Origin of the sequence: Ensifer sesbaniae (assembly GCF_013283665.1) — a bacterium.
Lineage (GTDB): Bacteria > Pseudomonadota > Alphaproteobacteria > Rhizobiales > Rhizobiaceae > Ensifer > Ensifer sesbaniae.
Map to the genome: position 1 here is coordinate 128,726 of NZ_JABEKU010000003.1, position 18,317 is coordinate 147,042.

The following is an 18,317-nucleotide window of genomic DNA, read 5'->3' on the forward strand; positions in this document are numbered from 1 at the left end:
GATCTCCATGTCCCGGGCATTCGCTGCAACGGGACATGTTTCCTCACTGCGTGAGGGGGGAGTGGAAAGCAGACCCGCGATGCCGGGCGAGGCTCGGGCGTCGATCGGCGGCCGGACCGCCTACGGTTCGAACACTTTGGGTGTCTGTTTCCAGAAAATATGTGCTTGGCACCCCAGTGCCTCGCATATGGGGGCGTGTAGGCTCGATTGGCCGCACGCTTTGCAGTCGGAGAGAATGCCCGCATTCCGGCCTTGGCTCGATTGCGGCCAAGGAGGGGGATTTGTGAGCGAGATTGTCTTTGTCGCCAAGGAAACGGACCCGAACGAGGGTCGCGTTGCCGCATCGCCGGACACAGTGAAGAAACTGAAAAGCCTCGGCTTCGACGTCATCGTCGAGGCGGGCGCCGGATCGCTGTCGCGCATTCCGGACACTGAGTTCGAAAAGGTCGGGGCCCGGATCGGGGCGATTGCCGACGCCAAGACGGCTGACGTGGTGTTGAAGGTGCGCCGGCCGACGACTGCCGAAATCGGCGGCTACAAGTCGGGCGCGATCGTGCTGGCCATCATGGATCCCTATGGCAACGAGGCGGCGATCGCCGAGATGGCCAAGGCGGGCTTGACTGCGTTCGCGATGGAGTTGATGCCGCGCATCACTCGGGCGCAGTCGATGGACGTGCTCTCGAGCCAGGCGAACCTCGCGGGTTACCAGGCCGTGATTGACGCCGCTTGCGAATATGACCGTGCGCTACCGATGATGATGACCGCGGCCGGCACCGTTCCCGCCGCCAAGGTCTTCGTCATGGGTGCGGGCGTTGCCGGCCTGCAGGCGATCGCGACGGCCCGCCGTCTCGGTGCCGTGGTTTCGGCGACGGACGTGCGTCCGGCCGCCAAGGAACAGGTCGCTTCGCTCGGCGCCAAGTTCATCGCCGTCGAGGACGAGGAGTTCAAGGCGGCCGAAACGGCCGGCGGTTACGCCAAGGAGATGTCCAAGGAGTATCAGGCCAAGCAGGCGGCACTCGTTGCCGAGCATATCGCCAAGCAGGACATCGTCATCACCACGGCGCTGATTCCTGGGCGCCCGGCGCCGCGGCTCGTTACCCGTGAGATGCTGAAGAGCATGAAGCCCGGCTCGATCGCGGTCGACCTTGCGGTCGAGCGCGGCGGCAACGTCGAGGGTGTCGAGCCCGGCAAGGTCACGCAGGTCGAGGACGTCAAGGTCATCGGCCATCTCAACGTGCCGGGCCGCATCGCGGCTTCCGCGTCCGGTCTCTACGCCAAGAACCTCGTCACTTTCCTGGAAACCATGGTCTCCAAGGAAACCAAGGCGCTTGCGCTCGACATGGAGGACGAGCTCGTCAAGGCGACGGCGCTCACCCATGGCGGTGAGGTCGTGCATCCGAACTTCGGCGCCAGCAAGGGGGACAAGTGATGGCGAATGAACTTCTCGACAAGGCGCTCGCCGATCTCGACCGGGCAGTGGAAGCGGTCCGCACCGCTGCGGAATACGTGCCCGACACGGCCGGCGCCATCGCCCATGGTGCCACCGGCGGCGCGATCGATCCCTTCGTCTTCCGCCTGGCGATCTTCGTCCTGGCGATCTTCGTCGGCTACTACGTGGTCTGGTCGGTTACGCCGGCGCTGCATACGCCGCTGATGGCGGTCACCAACGCGATTTCCTCGGTCATCGTCGTCGGCGCTCTGCTTGCCGTCGGCATCTCGGCCTCGGGGCTGGCGACGGGTTTCGGCTTCGTGGCGCTGGTGCTTGCCGCCGTCAACATCTTCGGCGGCTTCCTCGTCACCCAGCGCATGCTGGCCATGTACAAGAAAAAAGACAAGTGAGGCCGGCCCGATGAACGCTAACTTCGCAGCCTTCCTCTACCTCGTCTCCGGCGTCCTGTTCATCACGGCGCTGCGCGGCCTGTCGCACCCGACCACCAGCCGCAGGGGCAATGTCTACGGCATGATCGGCATGGGCATTGCCATCGTCACGACGCTCCTGCTGGCGTTGCCGTCCTTCGGCGGCCTGATGCTGATCGTCGTCGGTCTTGCCATCGGCGGCAGCATCGGCGCCGTCATCGCCCGGCGCATCGCCATGACCTCGATGCCGCAGCTCGTCGCGGCCTTCCACTCGCTGGTCGGTCTCGCCGCCGTCCTGGTGGCGGCTGCCGCGATGTATGCGCCGGAAAGCTTCGGTATCGGCACCGTCGGCGACATCCATGCGCAGGCGCTGGTCGAAATGTCGCTCGGCGTCGCGATCGGCGCGATCACCTTTACGGGTTCGGTCATCGCCTTTCTGAAGCTCGACGGGCGCATGTCCGGCAAGCCGATCATGCTGGCGGGACGCCACGTCATCAACGCCGGTCTCGCTGCGGCGCTGGTCGTGCTGGTGGTCATGCTGGTGCTGACGCAGAGCACGACGGTCTTCTGGCTGATCGTCGCGCTTTCGCTGGTGCTTGGTGTGCTGATCATCATCCCGATCGGCGGCGCCGACATGCCGGTGGTCGTGTCGATGCTCAACTCCTATTCGGGTTGGGCCGCGGCCGGCATCGGCTTCACCCTCGGCAACCTGGCGCTGATCATCACCGGCGCGCTCGTCGGCTCCTCCGGTGCGATCCTGTCCTACATCATGTGCAAGGGCATGAACCGCTCGTTCATCTCCGTCATCCTCGGCGGCTTCGGCGGCGAGAACGGGGCCGCGGCGGCTGACGACGGCATCCAGCGCACGGTCAAGCAGGGCTCGGCTGACGATGCCGCCTTCCTGATGGCGAATGCCTCGAAGGTGATCATTGTGCCGGGCTACGGCATGGCGGTCGCCCAGGCGCAGCATGCGCTGCGCGAAATGGGCGACCAGCTGAAAGCGGCCGGCGTCGAGGTCAAATACGCGATCCATCCGGTCGCGGGGCGCATGCCCGGCCACATGAACGTGCTGCTCGCAGAAGCGAACGTCCCCTATGACGAAGTGTTCGAGCTCGAGGACATCAACTCCGAGTTCGCACAGGCCGATGTCGCCTATGTCATCGGCGCCAACGACGTCACCAACCCGGCGGCCCGCGACGACAAGTCCTCGCCGATCTACGGGATGCCGATCCTCGACGTCGACAAGGCCAAGACCTGCCTCTTCGTCAAGCGCTCGCTCGGCTCCGGCTATGCCGGCATCGACAATACGCTGTTCTACAAGGATGGCACGATGATGCTGCTCGGCGACGCCAAGAAGGTGACGGAAGACATCGTCAAGGCGCTGAACCACTGAGGTTCATCCCGAACCACGATACAAGGACGCCCGCCTTCCGGCGGGCGTTTTCGTCTATGTCACACCCTAGAGCGCCGTGCGTTCAAATGAACGCACAAAGGACGCTCTAGCACTTTAATTTTAGAGCATCTTATCCGCTTTCAGTGATGCCACTTGAAAGCGGGATGTTCTAGCCAGCCGGCACCAAGGTCAACGCGTCGATGCCAATGGCGACGTTGAGGCCTTCCTGGACCTGGACATTGACCGGCTGCAGCATGAAGGCCTTGTTGGTGCCGCCGCCGATCACCTTGGCGCCGCCGCCGACGGCAACGCTCGCATCAGCGCCGACGCCGACATATTCACCGGCCAAGGCATACTCGGTCAACGGCGTCCCGGTCTTGGCCAGCACGTCCCAGATCATCGTGGTTTTTCCCGTCTGGCCGATATCGATGCCGATCTTGCGGATCTTGCCGGCATAGACGGCGCGAGGGCCGCCATTGGCGGGCGTGAAGGTGCACATCAGGTTCTTGGTCGAGGTCACGATCAGGCCGGTGCCGCCTTCCGAACCGCAGACGAGCCGACCGAGCGTGGTGTAGTTCTGGGCGGCGGAGGGGCCTGCGGCAAGCGCAGCCAGCGCCAGCACCGTGACGAAGGTTCGTTTTATCATGGCTCTGTTTCCGTTCTATAACGCCTTTGGGCAAACGGATGGTGGCCGGGAAGGTTCCGCCGCAACTGACGGTCCTGGGAGAAGCGAAGAAGCAGACGTTACAAATGAAAACGCCCGCGATGCGGTCGCGGGCGTTTCAGAGAAGCTTGGATGGTAGGCTTACGAAGCCTTCACGCGAGCAAGGCCTGCGCGCGCCGGCTCATACTTCGGGTCGAGCTGCAAGGCGTGCGCGTAGGACTTCGACGCCTTGACCTTGTCGCCCTTGCGCTCATAGATCAATGCCTGGTTGGCCCAGGATTCGGCGACCTTGCCGTTCAGGTTGATCGCGGTGTTGAAGTCGGAGAAGGCGTTGTCGTCGTCACCCTGGGCGACATAGGAAATGCCGCGGCCGTTATAGGGTTCCGGCGAGCTCGGCGACAGCGAGATCGCGGTCGAGAAGTCTTCGATCGCCTGGCCGTGCTGGTTGCGTGCCTGATAGATCAGGCCGCGATTGTGATAGGCACGGGGATCGGTCGTGTCGAGCTGGATCGCCTTGTTGAAATCGTTGAAGGCGGAATCGAGCTGGCCGGCCTGACGATAGAGGTTGCCGCGGCCGATATAGGCGACATCGTAGTTGGCGTTCAGCTGCAGCGCCATGTTGTAGTCGGCAAGCGCTGCCTGGGTGTTGCCCATGTTGCGATGGACGAGCGCTCGATTGGCATAGGCCTGGTAGAAGCGCGGGTTGAGCTGGATCGCCTGGTCGAAATCGGCGATCGCCCGGCGGTATTCGCCGGCGCGGCCGTAGGCCGAGCCGCGGACGTTGTAGCCTTCCGGATCGCTCGGGTTCGAGGCGATCACGCTCGAGAGCGAGGCGATGTTTTCCTGCGAGCCCTGTTCGCGCTCGACCTTGTTGGTCATCGAGTCCGGGCCGTCGGTCGTGCAGCCTGCGAGAAGAAGGGCCGAACCGAGGAGCAGCATGGCGGCAAGCCTCGGCTTGCGCTGGTGGCGGCGAGACGCCTCATGGACAGTAAAACCGGAGACGTCCGCAGTCATGGCAGCAAGTGTCAAAGGTTGATCCCTCAAATCGACAAGGTCTCGAAAGCCGTCGGCTTTCCGTTCCTTACAGCGCCGCGTGTCTTTCGAGGACGCCGAAGTCGCTGCAATACGTTGAGTTTCTGCATAATTTTGTCCTCAAATCGATTCCGATTTAAGGAATTATGCAGCAGAGCCGCTGAAACTCCCCGCGGGCTCCGCAGCCGGGCTTCATCGTGCCTCGGCAAACCGTCCGGTCAAACGCTCCGGTCGGCCATCCGTCACCGGCAGCGTCGATCACGCTAACCTGTCGTCGGAAAAGATGTCCATACCAAAAAAAGGCGGTGGCGATAATTCGCCCCCGCCACGACTTACATCGGAAAGCGTCGAAAAAACGACAAATCAGCGGGCCAGGAGGCCTTCGCGCTGTGCACGCTTGCGTGCCAGCTTGCGGACGCGGCGAACGGCTTCAGCCTTTTCGCGGGCGCGCTTCTGGGACGGCTTTTCATAGTAATCGCGCATCTTCATTTCGCGGAAAATGCCTTCACGCTGCATCTTCTTCTTGAGAGCGCGGAGCGCCTGATCGACATTGTTATCGCGGACAAGTACCTGCACGTGAAATCCCGTTCCTTTGGTTCGAGTTGTTTGCAGCTCCGTCAGGTGCCGGAGGCAAAAGAATAACATTCGCTAAGCTGGAAGCTTTACGATTAGACGAGCGGATACCAGATCATCAGGCGAAAGTCCAGCGACGACATGAGGAAGCGCTGAAAAATCCTCGGATGCTGTTTGCGGCGGCCGTTCCCGCGCCGAAAGCAACCGATCCGGGGCCATGTCGCAACTGCGCGCAAGTCTACTCAATTGCGTCGCAAAAGAAACGTTGCGCAGGCTCCGGATTTGCGATTTCTAACGCCAATGAGATCGGGGTTCATGGAGTAGAGGCCGATGCGCAAATATTCAGTTTTCGCCGTGGCGCGCGAGGCGTTGCGCGGCCACAAGGGGTGGGGCCCGCACTGGGCGTCTCCGGAGCCGCGCAAGGAATATGATGTCATCATCATCGGCGGCGGCGGCCATGGCCTCGGCGCTGCCTATTACCTCGCCAAGGAACACGGCATCACCAATGTCGCGGTGCTCGAAAAGGGCTGGATCGGCGGCGGCAATACCGGCCGCAACACGACGATCATTCGGTCCAACTATCTCTATGAAGAGAGCATGGACATCTACGAGCATTCGCTGAAGCTCTGGGAAAACCTGTCGCAGGATCTGAACTACAACGTCATGTATTCGCCGCGCGGCGTCATGATGCTGTCGCACAACATCCACGACCAGCAGTCGTTCAAGCGCCATATCAATGCCAACCGTCTCTACGGCATCGACAACGAGTGGCTGACGCCGGAGCAGGCCAAGGCCTATTGCCCGCCGCTCGATATCGCCAAGACGGCGCGCTACCCGATCAATGGTGCAGCACTCCAGCGCCGCGGCGGCACGGCACGCCACGATGCGGTTGCCTGGGGCTATGCGCGTGCGGCTTCCGACCGTGGCGTCCATATCATCCAGAACTGCGAGGTGACCGGCATCCGTCGCGACGAAACCGGCCGGGTCGTCGGCGTCGACACCAATCGCGGCCATATCGGCGCCAAGAAGGTCGGCATTTCCGCCGCCGGCCATACCTCGGTGCTGATGCAGATGGCGGATGTCCGCGTGCCGCTGCAGAGCCAGCCGCTGCAGGCGCTCGTCTCCGAGCCGCTGAAGCCGATCTTCCCCTGCGTCGTCATGTCGAACTCGGTGCACGCCTATATCTCGCAGTCCGACAAGGGCGAGTTCGTCATCGGCGCCGGCACCGACCAGTACAATTCCTATTCGCAGACCGGCGGCCTGCAGATCATCACCCATACGCTGGATGCGATCTGCGAGCTCTTCCCGATGTTCCGCCGCGTCAAGATGATGCGTCAGTGGGGCGGCATCGTCGACGTCACCCAGGATCGCTCGCCGATCCAGGGCGTCACGCCGGTACCCGGCCTGTTCCTGAACGCCGGCTGGGGTACGGGCGGCTTCAAGGCGACGCCGGGCTCGGCCAACCTCTTCGCCCATCTGATCGCGCGGGGCGAGCCGCATCGTCTGGCCGCCGGGCTGACGCTCGAGCGGTTCCGCACCGGCCGACTCATCGACGAAGCGGCAGCCGCCGCTGTTGCGCACTGAGGATTTCGAGATGCTTCTGATCTACTGCCCCTATTGCGAGGAAGAGCGCTCCGAGCTCGAATTCCGCGGCGCCGGCGACGCCCATATCGCCCGCCCGGCCAATATCGCCGACATCACCGACGAGGAATTCGAGGAATACTTCTTCCTGCGTCAGAACCCGAAGGGTCTGATCTTCGAGCGCTGGCGCCATATCCATGGCTGCGGCCGTTTCTTCAACGCCGCCCGCGACACGGTCAGCGACCGCTTCTACACCACCTACAAGGCTGGCGAGCCTAAGCCCGACATATCAGCCATTCTTCAGAGCGAGCAGGACAAGGGAGCCGCAAAATGATGGGGGCCAATCGCATTCCAGGCGTCGGCCGCCTGACACCGGCACGCACCGCGCGCTTCACCTTCGACGGCCGCACGCTGACGGCGCTCGAAGGCGACACGGTCGCCTCGGCGCTTCTCGCCAACGGCATTCATCTGGTCGGCCGCTCATTCAAGTATCACCGCCCGCGCGGCATTCTTTCGGCCGGCGCCGAGGAGCCGAACGCGCTGATCGACGTCGCGCGCGACGCCGCCCGTCGCCAGCCGAACGTACGCGCTACGGTGCAGGAAGTCTTCGACGGCATGAAGGTGGAATCGCAGAACCGCTGGCCGTCGCTCGCCTTCGACGTCGGTGGCTTCAACGATCTGCTGTCGCCGTTCTTCGCCGCCGGCTTCTACTACAAGACCTTCATGTGGCCGAAGGCTGCCTGGCACGCGATCTATGAACCCTTCATCCGCCGTGCCGCCGGCCTCGGCGTCGCGCCGACGGAAGCCGATCCGGATCATTATGCCAGCCGCTATGCTCATTGCGACGTGCTCGTCATCGGTGGCGGCGTCGCCGGCCTCTCGGCTGCACTCGCGGCCGCCAAGGCCGGTGCCAAGGTGATCATCTGCGACGAGCAGCCGGAAATGGGTGGCGCGCTTCGCTATGAAAGCGGCACGACGATCGACGGCAAGAACGGTTGGGACTGGGCGCAGGAGACCGCGGGGACGCTGGCCGAGATGGACAACGTCACGGTGCTCACCCGCACCACCGGCTTCGGCTACTACAACCACAATTTCGTCGGCCTCGTCGAACGCGTGACCGATCATCTGGCCGCCCTCGACAAGTCGCTGCCGCGTGAGCGGCTGTGGCAGGTCCGCGCCAAGAAGGTGATCCTCGCCAACGGCCAGATCGAGCGGCATATGGTGTTCGCCAACAACGACCGTCCGGGCATCATGCTCGCTTCGGCCGGCCGCACCTATCTCAACCATTTCGGCGTTGCCGTCGGCTCGAAGGTCGGCGTCTACACCGCCCATGACTCGGCCTATGAAGCCGCCTTCGACCTGAAGCGCGCCGGTGTTTCGGTAGCGGCCATCGTCGATTGCCGCGAAAATCCGGGCGAGGCGGTGCTTGCCGAAGCACGCAAGCTCGGCATCGAAGTGCTGACCGGGCACTCGGTGATCAAGGCTGGCGGCAAGCTGCGGGTCAATTCGGTCAGCGTCGCCCGCAATGGCGGCGGCTCGGCCCGCAAGATCGCCGTCGATGCGCTCCTGGTCTCGGCCGGCTGGACGCCGTCGGTGCACCTCTTCTCGCAGTCGCGCGGCAAGGTGAAGTTCGATGCGGCGACGCAGCGCTTCCTGCCGGGCACCTACCTGCAGGATTGCCTTTCGATCGGCGCCTGCAACGGTACCGACGACCTGCAGGCAACGATCGACGAAGCGCTTGCCGCGGGTGAACTGACGGCCCGCGCTGCCGGTGCCGAAGGCGGCACGCAGGTGACGCTTTCGGGTGAAAACCGCTTCGGCTGGACCGGCGGCATGATCGGCGCTGCGGAAGGCGCAGGGCCGGACACGACCGTCAAGGCCTTCATCGACTTCCAGCACGACGTCTGCGCCAAGGATATTCGTCTGGCGGTGCGTGAAGGCATGCACTCGATCGAGCACATCAAGCGCTTCACCACCAACGGCATGGCGTCTGACCAGGGCAAGCTTTCCAACATGCATGGCCTGGCGATTGCCGCCGAAGCGCTCGGCAAGGACATCCCGCAGGTGGGTCTCACCACCTTCCGCCAGCCCTACACGCCGGTGACCTTCGGTGCGATCGTCAACCATTCGCGTGGGCCTCTCTTCGATCCGGCGCGCAAGACGCCGATGCATGCCTGGGAGGAGGCACATGGCGCCGAATTCGAGGATGTCGGCAACTGGAAGCGCGCCTGGTTCTACCCGCGCTCCGGCGAGGGCATGCACGAGGCGGTCGCGCGCGAATGCAAGACGGTGCGTGATGTCGCGGGTGTCTTCGATGCCTCGACGCTCGGCAAGATCGAGGTCGTCGGCCCGGACGCCGCCCAGTTCCTCAATCTGATGTACACCAACGCCTGGGACAATCTGAAGCCCGGCCGCTGCCGCTACGGCATCATGCTGCGCGACGACGGCTTCGTTTATGACGACGGCGTGGTCGGCCGCCTGGCAGAGGACCGCTTCCACGTGACGACGACGACCGGCGGTGCGCCGCGCGTCATGAACCACATGGAAGACTATCTGCAGACCGAGTTCCCGCACCTGAAGGTGTGGCTGACCTCGACCACGGAGCAATGGGCCGTCATCGCCGTGCAGGGTCCGAAGGCGCGAGAGATCATCGCACCGCTCGTCGAGGGCATCGACCTTTCCAACGAGGCCTTCCCGCATATGAGCGTTGCCGAGGGCAAGATCTGCGGCGTGCCGACCCGGCTCTTCCGCATGTCGTTCACCGGCGAACTCGGCTTCGAAGTCAACGTGCCTGCCGATTACGGCCAGGCGGTCTGGGAAGCGATCTGGGCGCGGGCCGAACTGATGGGCGCCTGCGCCTATGGCACGGAAACCATGCACGTGCTGCGCGCCGAGAAGGGCTACATCATCGTCGGCCAGGACACCGACGGCACCCTGACGCCCGACGATGCCGGCCTCTCCTGGGCTGTCTCGAAGAAGAAGCCCGACTTCGTCGGTATCCGTGGTCTCAAGCGGCCGGATCTCGTCAAGTCGGGGCGCAAGCAACTGGTCGGCCTGCTGACCAAGGATCCGAAGGTGGTGCTGGAGGAAGGCGCGCAGATCGTTGCCGACCCGAACCAGCCGAAGCCGATGACCATGCTCGGTCACGTGACGTCGTCCTACTGGTCGGAAAACTGCGGTCGCTCGATCGCGCTGGCAATGGTTGCCGGCGGCCGCGAGCGCCTCGGCCAGACGCTCTACGTGCCGATGACCGATCGCACCATCGCCGTCGAAGTGAGCGACATGGTGTTCTTTGACAAGGAAGGGGGCCGCCTCCATGGCTGACCAGGCAATTGCAAGCCGCAGGGCGGCGCTCACCTCGCGCGGCGGTTCGGCCGAGGCGATCCTGACGCCGGCACCGGCGGCAACGCGTATCTCGCTCAGGGCCGGCGCCGATGCGCTGCCGGCCCTCTCGGCGGCGCTCGGCGTGACACTTCCGACGCGGCCGAAGACCTCGGCCTCGAGCGGCCAGCGCCATGCGCTATGGATCGGTCCAGACGAGTGGCTGGTGTTTGACGAGAGCGAGGCCGACCTGATGGGAGCCGCTGCTTCGAGCGGTACGCTGCATTCGGCGGTCGACATCTCGCACCGCAACGTTGCCGTCATCGTCAGCGGTCCGGGCGCGGACGTGGCGATCAACAGCGGCTGCCCGCAGGATCTGTCGCCGGCGATCTTTCCGGTCGGCGCCTGCTCGCGCACGATCTTCGGCAAGGCGGAGATCATCCTCTTCCGTACGGCTGAGGATCAGTTCCGTGTCGAGTGCTGGCGATCCTTCTCGCCCTTCGTCTTCGGGCTCTTGTCGGAAGGCGCTGCCGACGCGAGCCATTGAATGCAAAGGCCGGGAGGTGCGCAAGCGCTTCCCGGCTTTCGATTTTTCAGGCGAGACGTAAGTACCAGCAGGGCGTTCCGGATCGGACGATCCGGTCACGCTTCTCAGGCATCGGCGGGTCGGTCCTTGGGATCGAACTGGATGATCGTCTGCCAGGTGGCGGTGAGCGCCGGCTTGCGTTCGCCTTCGATCTCAACGCTGACGTCGTAGGTAATCATCAGCATGCTGGCGCCGCGGAAGCGGGCATCGGCCATGGTGAAGTGGCCGCGCACCTTGGCGCCGCTCTTCACCGGCGCGACGAAGCGCACCTTCTCGAAGCCGTAGTTGATGCCCATCGTCTGTTCGCGGATCTTCGGCAGGCAATTGTAGTTCATCGCCGAGAGCAGCGAGAGCGACAGGAAGCCGTGCGCGATGGTGCCGCCGAACGGCGTCTCGGCGGCGGCGCGGACCGGGTCGACATGGATGTATTGATAGTCACCGGTTGCCTCGGCGAACTTGTCGATCGTTTCCTGGGTTACCGTGATCCAGTCGGAAACGCCGACCTCCTTGCCGACCAGTCCCTTGATCTCAGAAAGTGAAATGTCCTGCAGCATGTGAACGCCTCGAAACAAGCCCCCGAGCGTTCTATAGGCTCGCCCGTTGCAACCTGCAAGTGGTGGAAAAGCTTTAGAAAACCTCGACGAGGAAGGAGACCGAGCGCGGCGCGACGTGATCGGCGGGGAATGACGCCGTCAGCGCGTCTTGCCACTTTCCGTCGATGCTGTCGGGCAAGCGGAAGGGGTGCGGCGCATGGCTGCGATTGATGACCACGGCGAGGCGCGCCACCCGCTTCTGGAGACGGTCGCGGGTGGTCAGCACCATCATCAGATTGTCCGTTGCCGGGTGTTCCCAATCGCCTGTCGTCATCGGTTGCCCGTCGAGGCGCCGCCATTCGACATCGCCGTTCCCGGTGAGGAACGTGGTTTGGTCGAACACGTCGAAGCGGTGGCGCATTGCCGAGAGTGCCGCCGTGTGGGCGACGATCTCGTCATCCATCGCGGTCCAGTCGAGCCAGGTTATGGCGTTGTCCTGGCAATAGGCGTTGTTGTTGCCGCCCTGGCTCCGGCCGCCTTCGTCACCGGCGGTCAGCATGATCGTTCCGCGTGAAGAAAACAGCGTGCCGATGAGGGCCATCACGTCATGGCGTCGGGCTGCCAGAATTTCCGGATCGGTGGTTGGACCTTCGGCGCCATTGTTCCAGGAGTGGTTCTCGTTGTGGCCGTCGCGGTTCTCCTCGCCATTGGCCTCGTTGTGCTTACCAGCATAGGAAACGATGTCGGCGAGCGTGAAGCCGTCATGGGCGGCGATGAAGTTCACCGTGCGCGTGCCGCTCTCGCCCCAGCGGGCGAAGCTCTCCGACGAGCCGGCAAGCGCCGTTGCCAGAGCGCCGATCGCGTGGCGGTCGCCGCGCCAGTAGATGCGGATGTCGTCGCGAGCGCGGTCGTTCCATTCGAGGAAGGGAGAGGGGAAATTGCCGAGCTGGTAGCCGCCGGGGCCGACGTCCCACGGCTCGGCGATCAGCACACGGTCGGCAAGCAGCGGATCGGCTGATATCGCTTGGAAGAGTCTGGCATCGCGGTGGAAGCCGCCCATGTCGCGCCCGAGGATCGAGGCGAGATCGAAGCGGAAGCCATCGACGCCGGCGGCGCGAACGAAATGGCGCAGGCTGTCGAGGATCAGCGTCTCGACGGTCGGGTGATCGCAGGCAATCGTATTGCCGCAGCCGGTGTCGTTGATGAGGTCGCCCGGCTGGCCGGTGACGTGACGGTAATAGGTGAGGTTGTCGAGGCCACGCATCGACAGCGTGGTGCCGAAGCGATCGCTCTCGCCGGAATGGTTGAAGACGAGGTCGAGGATGACGCCGATGCCTTCCTTGCGCAACGCCTCGACCGTCTTGCGCAATTCCTTGACGCCGCCCGGCACCAGTCGCGGGTCGAGCGCCATCGGCGCGATCGGATTGTAGCCCCAGCCGTTCTTCAGCCCGAGCGGCGGCAGGTGGCGCTCGTCGATCCAGGCGACGATCGGCATCAATTCGACCGCAGAGACGCCGAGGTGCTTCAGATGCTCGATGACGGCGGGCTCGGCGAGCGCCGCCACGGTGCCGCGCTTCGCCTTCGGGACATCCGGATGGAGAATGGTGAAGGGCTTGACGGCGATCTCGTAGATGAGGCCGCCGGCGCGAAAGAGCGGCGCCTTCACTTTGACTGCCTTCACTTCGGTGACGATGGCCTTCGGCACCAGATCGGCGGTGTCCTCGCCAAAAATCGTCAGGCGCGGATCATGCCGGAAAGGCCGGTCGAGTTCGACGGCATAGGGGTCGACCAGCAGCTTGGAGGGATCGAACCAGAGCCCATGGTCGGGCGAATAGACGCCGTCGGCGCGAAAGCCGTAGCGCGTTCCCTTCGGCGCGTCGGCAACCGTCAGCGTGTGGACGTCGCCGTTCCGCAGCATGGGTAACTGCCGCAATTGCCGGGCGCCGGTCTTGTCGAAAAGGCAGAGGTCGATGCGGGCGGCATCGTGCGACCAGACGGCAAACTGCGTACCTTCTGAGGTGATCGTGGCACCGAGCGGTGGCAATCCGGTGGTCGGCATGAAGGCGGCCCTCTTCTTGATATCGAAGTCGTATCCGGTTCACCCCCTCTGCCCTGCCGGGCATCTCCCCCACAAGGGGGGAGATTGGATGCGGCAGCCTCCTATTTCTCCGGCGACCCGATGTCTTGGTTCACCGGTGCCGTGGCTCTTGCAACGTCGGTGCCATCGTCGGGCAGGGCGGTGCCACAAATCGATCTCCCCCCCTTGTGGGGGAGATGCCCGGCAGGGCAGAGGGGGGGTAAAGCGGCAAAAGAAAAAGGGCCGCATGAAGCGGCCCGATCATTCAGTATCTCAGGTAATGACGCTCGGCTCGGTGCGGCCGGTGCGCGCCTTGATGCCGGCGATCTCGTCGGCGACGGCGATGAGATCGGCGAGCGCTTCCTGCGTCTCGATGTCGTGGCGCGCCGGGTCCGGCTCGAAGCGCTCGATGTAAACGCGCAGCGTCGCGCCCGAAGTGCCGGTGCCGGAGAGGCGGAAGACGACGCGGGAGCCGCCCTCGAAGAGAATGCGGATGCCCTGGTTCTTGCTGACCGAATGGTCGACTGGATCGTTGTAGGCGAAGTCGTCGGCGGTTGCGACCTTGAGCGCACCGAAGGACTTGCCTGGAAGCGTGGCGAGCTGGTCGCGCAGGTTGGCGATCAGGCCGTTGGCCGCGTCGGTATCGACCTCCTCGTAGTCATGGCGCGAATAGTAGTTGCGGCCGTAGGTCGCCCAGTGGTTCTGGACGATGTCGAGGGCGCTTTCCTTGCGCACGGCGAGGATGTTGAGCCACAGCAAGACTGCCCAGAGGCCGTCCTTCTCGCGCACGTGGTTGGAGCCGGTGCCGGCGCTTTCCTCGCCGCAGATCGTCGCCATGCCTTCGTCGAGCAGGTTGCCGAAGAATTTCCAGCCGGTCGGCGTCTCGTAGAGGCCGATGCCGAGCTTCTCGGCGACGCGGTCGGCCGCACCGCTGGTCGGCATCGAGCGGGCGATGCCGGCGAGGCCCTTGGCGTAACCGGGCGCCAGATGCGCATTGGCGGCGAGCATCGCCAGGCTGTCCGAAGGGGTGATGAAGATGCCGCGGCCGATGATCAGGTTGCGATCGCCGTCGCCGTCCGATGCGGCGCCGAAGTCCGGTGCGTCGGGCGCCATCATCGTCTCGTAGAGCGCGCGGGCATGCACCAGGTTCGGGTCCGGATGGTGGCCGCCGAAGTCCGGCAGCGGCATGAAGTTCATCACCGAACCCTTGGGCGCGCCGAGGCGTTTCTCGATGATCTCCTTGGCATAGGGGCCGGTGACCGCGCTCATCGCGTCGAAGACGACGCGGAAGCCGCCGCCAATCAGCTTGCGGATGGCTGCGAAATCGAACAGGCTCTCCATCAGTTCGGCATAGTCGGCGACGGGATCGATGACCGTCACGGTCATGCCTTCGATCTCCTGCGTGCCTTCGAGGTCGAGGTTGATGTCCCTGACGTCGGCGATCTTGTAGCTGTCGATCACCTTGCTGCGGGCAAAGATCGCGTCGGTGACCTTTTCCGGCGCCGGGCCGCCATTGCCGATATTGTACTTGATGCCGAAATCTTCGGTCGGGCCCCCGGGATTGTGGCTGGCCGAAAGCACGATGCCGCCGAAGGCCTTGTATTTGCGGATGACGTTGGAGGCGGCCGGCGTCGACAGGATGCCGCCGCGGCCGACGAGCACGCGGCCGAAGCCGTTGGCCGCCGCCATCTTGATGGCGATCTGGATGACTTCGCGGTTGTAGTAGCGGCCGTCGCCGCCGATCACCAGTGTTTCGCCCTGAAAGCCTTCGAGCGAATCGAAGATCGACTGGATGAAGTTCTCGGCATAGTTCTTCTGCTGGAAGACCGGGACCTTCTTGCGCAGCCCTGACGTGCCAGGCTTCTGGTCGCCATAGGGGGTTGTGGTAACCGTTCTTATCATGCTGACTTAACCTTTCCCGAGAAGACCGGAATATAGAGAGACGTAACGCTCGGCACTTGTGGCCCACGAAACGTCCGATTTCATGCCCTGGGTCTGAATTCGCGCCCAGACCTTGGGCTCGTTGTATGCGCGCAATACGCGCCTCACCGCAAGCCGCAACCCGTCGGCGGTGACCGGGGTGAACTGGAAACCGGTGGCGACCTTGGCCGAAAGCCCGGCCTCGTTGGCGTCGATGATCGTATCGGCAAGTCCGCCTGTGCGGGCGACGACCGGCACGCAGCCGTAGCGCAGGCCGTAGAGTTGGGTCAGGCCGCAGGGTTCGAAGCGCGACGGAATGAGGATCGCGTCCGAGCCTGCCTGCATCAGGTGCGAGAGCGGCTCGTTGTAGCCGGTGACCATGCCGATATGGCCGCGGTGACGGGAGGCAGCCGCCAGAAGCGCACCCTCGAGCGCCGCATCGCCGGAGCCGAGCACGACGAGCTTGCCGCCCATCGCGACGATTTCGTCCGCGACCTCGGCGACGAGGTCCATGCCCTTCTGCCAGGTGAGCCGGCTGACGACGCAGAAGATTGGACCGTTGCCCTTCTCGAGACCGAAGCGTTCTTCCAGCGCTCGACGGTTGCCGACGCGCTGCTTCAGGGTCGTCGCGCTGAAGTTCTGCGCAATGTGCGGGTCGGTCTGCGGGTTCCAGATGTCGGCGTCGATGCCGTTGACGATGCCGCTCAAGTCGGAAACGCGGCTCTTCAACAGACCCTCGAGGCCCATGCCGAATTCGGGCGTCAGGATCTCCTGGGCATAGGAGGGGCTGACGGTGGTGATCGCGCTTGCCGTCTGCATCCCGCCCTTTAGGAAGCCGACATCGCCGTAATACTCGACGAACTGCATCGAGAAGGCTTCCGGAGGAAGAGCGAGCTCGGGGAAGACTGAGGCGCCGAACTGGCCCTGAAAGGCGATATTGTGGATGGTCATGACCGTCGGCGTCGCGGGGGCGCGGCCAAAATGCATGTAGACCGGCGTCAGCGCCGTCTGCCAGTCATGGGCGTGGACGATGTCGGGCTTCCAGCCGGGGACGACATCGCCGGCGGCGACCTCGGCTGCTGCAAGCGAGAGTGCGGCGAAGCGACGGAAATTGTCGGCATAGTCGCGGCCGGTGGCATCGACATAGGGACCGCCGTCTCGCTGGTAGAGCGCCGGCTGGTCGAGAACCAGGAGGTCCAGGCCATCGATCTCAGCGGCGAGGATCGTGGCCGGATTACCGAACAGGTTCTCGAAGGCGCCGACCTTCTTTTTCTTCTTCAGCTTCTGCAGCACGGCGGGATAGCCGGGCAGGAGGGTGCGGGTCTTGATGCCGTGCGGCGCAAGCGCTGTCGGGAGCGCGCCGGCGACATCGGCGAGCCCCCCGGTCTTGACCAGCGGATAGACTTCGGACGCAACGGACAGGACGTTCATGGAAGGCAGACCTACATCCCCAGCTTGTCGATCATCGTTTGCGTGATCAGGCAGACACCGTTTTCCGAGCGCCGGAAACGCTTGGCATCGAGCTCCGGATCGTCGCCGACGACGAGGCCCTCCGGGATCACGACACGGCTGTCGATGACCACGTTGCGCAGCGTCGCGTGGCGACCGATCTTCACATCGGGAAGAACTACGGCATTCTCCAGACGGGAATATGAATTTACTCTGACGCCTGTGAATAACAGGCTGCGGTTGAGTGCTGCGCCCGAGATGATGCAGTCGCCGGAGATGAGCGACGAGGTCGCCGAGCCGCGGCGGTTTTCATCGTCGTGCACGAACTTTGCCGGCGGCTTGATCTCCGCGAAGGTCCAGATCGGCCAGGTGCTGTCGTAGATGTCGAGTTCCGGCGTCACATGGGTGAGGTCGATATTGGCCTGCCAATAGGCATCGATGGTGCCGACGTCGCGCCAATAGGCCTCGCGCTCGAAATCGGAGCGCACGCAGGACTGGGTAAACCGGTGCGCGACCGCTTTGCCGTTGTCGACGATGTAGGGGATGATGTCCTTGCCGAAGTCGCGGCTCGATTTCGGATCGGCGGCGTCGCGGCGCAGAAGATCCATCAGGAACTTCGTGTGGAAGACATAGATGCCCATGGAGGCGAGCGCCATGTCGGGATTGCCGGGAATGCCGGGCGGATCGGCCGGTTTCTCGACGAAGGCGATGATGCGATCCTTGTCGTCGACATGCATGACGCCGAAGCCGGTCGCCTCCATGCGCGGCACTTCGAGGCAGCCGATGGTGACGTCGGCGCCGGAATCGACGTGCTGCTGCAGCATCAATTCATAGTCCATCTTGTAGATGTGGTCGCCGGCGAGGATGACCATGTATTCGACGCCGTGGTCTTCGATGATGTCGATATTCTGGTAGACGGCGTCGGCGGTGCCTTCGTACCATTGCGTCTCGGAAACGCGCTGGCTGGCCGGCAGGATGTCGAAGCTTTCGTTTCGTTCCGGACGGAAGAAGTTCCAGCCGCGCTGCAGGTGGCGAATCAGCGAGTGCGCCTTGTACTGGGTGGCGACGCCGATACGGCGGATACCGGAATTCAGCGCGTTCGAAAGCGCGAAATCGATGATACGGGCCTTGCCGCCGAAGTAGACCGCCGGCTTCGCCCGCCGATCGGTCAGCTCCTTCAGGCGACTGCCGCGACCGCCGGCGAGAACATAGGCCATGGCATCACGTGCCAGAGGTTGCGTACGCTTTTCCACCATTTGTCCTCCCCAATCATTGACTTCCGGGGTCGTCACGGCGGCTTTTGGCGACGCCTTGCGACCCTCGAATCTTAC

General features: G+C 63.8%; 15 protein-coding genes. 7 read left to right on the plus strand and 8 right to left on the minus strand.

The annotated features are described in order from the left end of the window. Positions 1-283: 283 nt before the first annotated feature. Genes BHMPCIPO_RS29230 through BHMPCIPO_RS29240 form a run of 3 tightly spaced genes read left to right on the plus strand, consistent with a single transcriptional unit; the run spans position 284 to position 3,250 of the window. Positions 284-1,429 carry a Re/Si-specific NAD(P)(+) transhydrogenase subunit alpha gene (locus BHMPCIPO_RS29230; RefSeq protein ID WP_173520336.1) on the plus strand — a complete coding sequence of 382 codons (1,146 nt, stop codon included), beginning with the start codon at positions 284-286 and terminating at the stop codon, positions 1,427-1,429. Then, the gene (locus BHMPCIPO_RS29235; RefSeq protein ID WP_173520337.1) at positions 1,429-1,839 is read left to right on the plus strand and encodes an NAD(P) transhydrogenase subunit alpha part 2; all 411 of its coding nucleotides are present in this window, start codon (positions 1,429-1,431) and stop codon (positions 1,837-1,839) included. The genes BHMPCIPO_RS29230 and BHMPCIPO_RS29235 overlap by 1 nt, the downstream gene beginning before the upstream one ends. Positions 1,840-1,849: 10 nt before the next feature. Beyond that, the gene (locus BHMPCIPO_RS29240) at positions 1,850-3,250 is read left to right on the plus strand and encodes an NAD(P)(+) transhydrogenase (Re/Si-specific) subunit beta (RefSeq protein ID WP_173520338.1); all 1,401 of its coding nucleotides are present in this window, start codon (positions 1,850-1,852) and stop codon (positions 3,248-3,250) included. Between the two features lie 169 nt (positions 3,251-3,419). Here the strand turns inward: BHMPCIPO_RS29240 and BHMPCIPO_RS29245 are convergent, their stop codons facing one another. From BHMPCIPO_RS29245 to rpsU, 3 genes are all read right to left on the minus strand, one after another. After that, positions 3,420-3,896: a DUF992 domain-containing protein gene (locus tag BHMPCIPO_RS29245; RefSeq protein WP_173520339.1), complete on the minus strand. Its 477-nt coding sequence runs from the start codon at positions 3,894-3,896 to the stop codon at positions 3,420-3,422. 159 nt (positions 3,897-4,055) lie between these two features. After that, a complete protein-coding gene (locus BHMPCIPO_RS29250) occupies positions 4,056-4,943 on the minus strand; it encodes a tetratricopeptide repeat protein (protein WP_173520340.1) in 888 nt (295 codons plus the stop codon). Between the two features lie 366 nt (positions 4,944-5,309). Next, entirely contained in the window at positions 5,310-5,522 is a 213-nt protein-coding gene (rpsU, locus tag BHMPCIPO_RS33260) for a 30S ribosomal protein S21 (protein WP_034786884.1), read from the minus strand. A gap of 327 nt (positions 5,523-5,849) precedes the next feature. Between rpsU and BHMPCIPO_RS29260 the strand changes: the two genes are divergently transcribed. From BHMPCIPO_RS29260 to soxG, 4 genes are read left to right on the plus strand one after another with little or no spacing between them, the layout of a single operon-like run. Next, positions 5,850-7,103, plus strand: a complete 1,254-nt coding sequence (locus BHMPCIPO_RS29260) for a sarcosine oxidase subunit beta family protein (protein WP_173520341.1) — start codon at positions 5,850-5,852, stop codon at positions 7,101-7,103. A gap of 10 nt (positions 7,104-7,113) precedes the next feature. Continuing rightward, positions 7,114-7,434, plus strand: a complete 321-nt coding sequence (locus BHMPCIPO_RS29265; protein ID WP_173520342.1) for a sarcosine oxidase subunit delta — start codon at positions 7,114-7,116, stop codon at positions 7,432-7,434. Further along, entirely contained in the window at positions 7,431-10,424 is a 2,994-nt protein-coding gene (locus BHMPCIPO_RS29270; protein ID WP_173520343.1) for a sarcosine oxidase subunit alpha, read from the plus strand. Before BHMPCIPO_RS29265 ends, BHMPCIPO_RS29270 begins: the two co-directional genes overlap by 4 nt. Then, on the plus strand, positions 10,417-10,968 hold the full coding sequence (gene soxG / locus BHMPCIPO_RS29275) for a sarcosine oxidase subunit gamma family protein (RefSeq protein ID WP_173520344.1): 552 nt from the start codon (positions 10,417-10,419) through the stop codon (positions 10,966-10,968). The genes BHMPCIPO_RS29270 and soxG overlap by 8 nt, the downstream gene beginning before the upstream one ends. 104 nt (positions 10,969-11,072) lie before the next feature. Here the strand turns inward: soxG and BHMPCIPO_RS29280 are convergent, their stop codons facing one another. The 5 genes from BHMPCIPO_RS29280 to glgC all read right to left on the minus strand — a co-directional run bounded on the left by BHMPCIPO_RS29280 (position 11,073) and on the right by glgC (position 18,242). Then, complete coding sequence (locus tag BHMPCIPO_RS29280) at positions 11,073-11,561, minus strand: MaoC family dehydratase (RefSeq protein WP_173520345.1); 489 nt, start codon at positions 11,559-11,561, stop codon at positions 11,073-11,075. Between the two features lie 73 nt (positions 11,562-11,634). Further along, complete coding sequence (gene glgX / locus BHMPCIPO_RS29285) at positions 11,635-13,599, minus strand: glycogen debranching protein GlgX (RefSeq protein WP_173520346.1); 1,965 nt, start codon at positions 13,597-13,599, stop codon at positions 11,635-11,637. Positions 13,600-13,890: 291 nt separating this feature from the next. Then, positions 13,891-15,519, minus strand: coding sequence for an alpha-D-glucose phosphate-specific phosphoglucomutase (locus BHMPCIPO_RS29290; RefSeq protein WP_173520347.1), 1,629 nt, complete (start codon positions 15,517-15,519; stop codon positions 13,891-13,893). A gap of 6 nt (positions 15,520-15,525) precedes the next feature. Further along, positions 15,526-16,968 carry a glycogen synthase GlgA gene (gene glgA, locus BHMPCIPO_RS29295; RefSeq protein ID WP_173520348.1) on the minus strand — a complete coding sequence of 481 codons (1,443 nt, stop codon included), beginning with the start codon at positions 16,966-16,968 and terminating at the stop codon, positions 15,526-15,528. 11 nt (positions 16,969-16,979) lie between these two features. Next, positions 16,980-18,242 carry a glucose-1-phosphate adenylyltransferase gene (gene glgC / locus BHMPCIPO_RS29300; RefSeq protein WP_173520349.1) on the minus strand — a complete coding sequence of 421 codons (1,263 nt, stop codon included), beginning with the start codon at positions 18,240-18,242 and terminating at the stop codon, positions 16,980-16,982. Between the last annotated feature and the right edge of the window lie 75 nt (positions 18,243-18,317).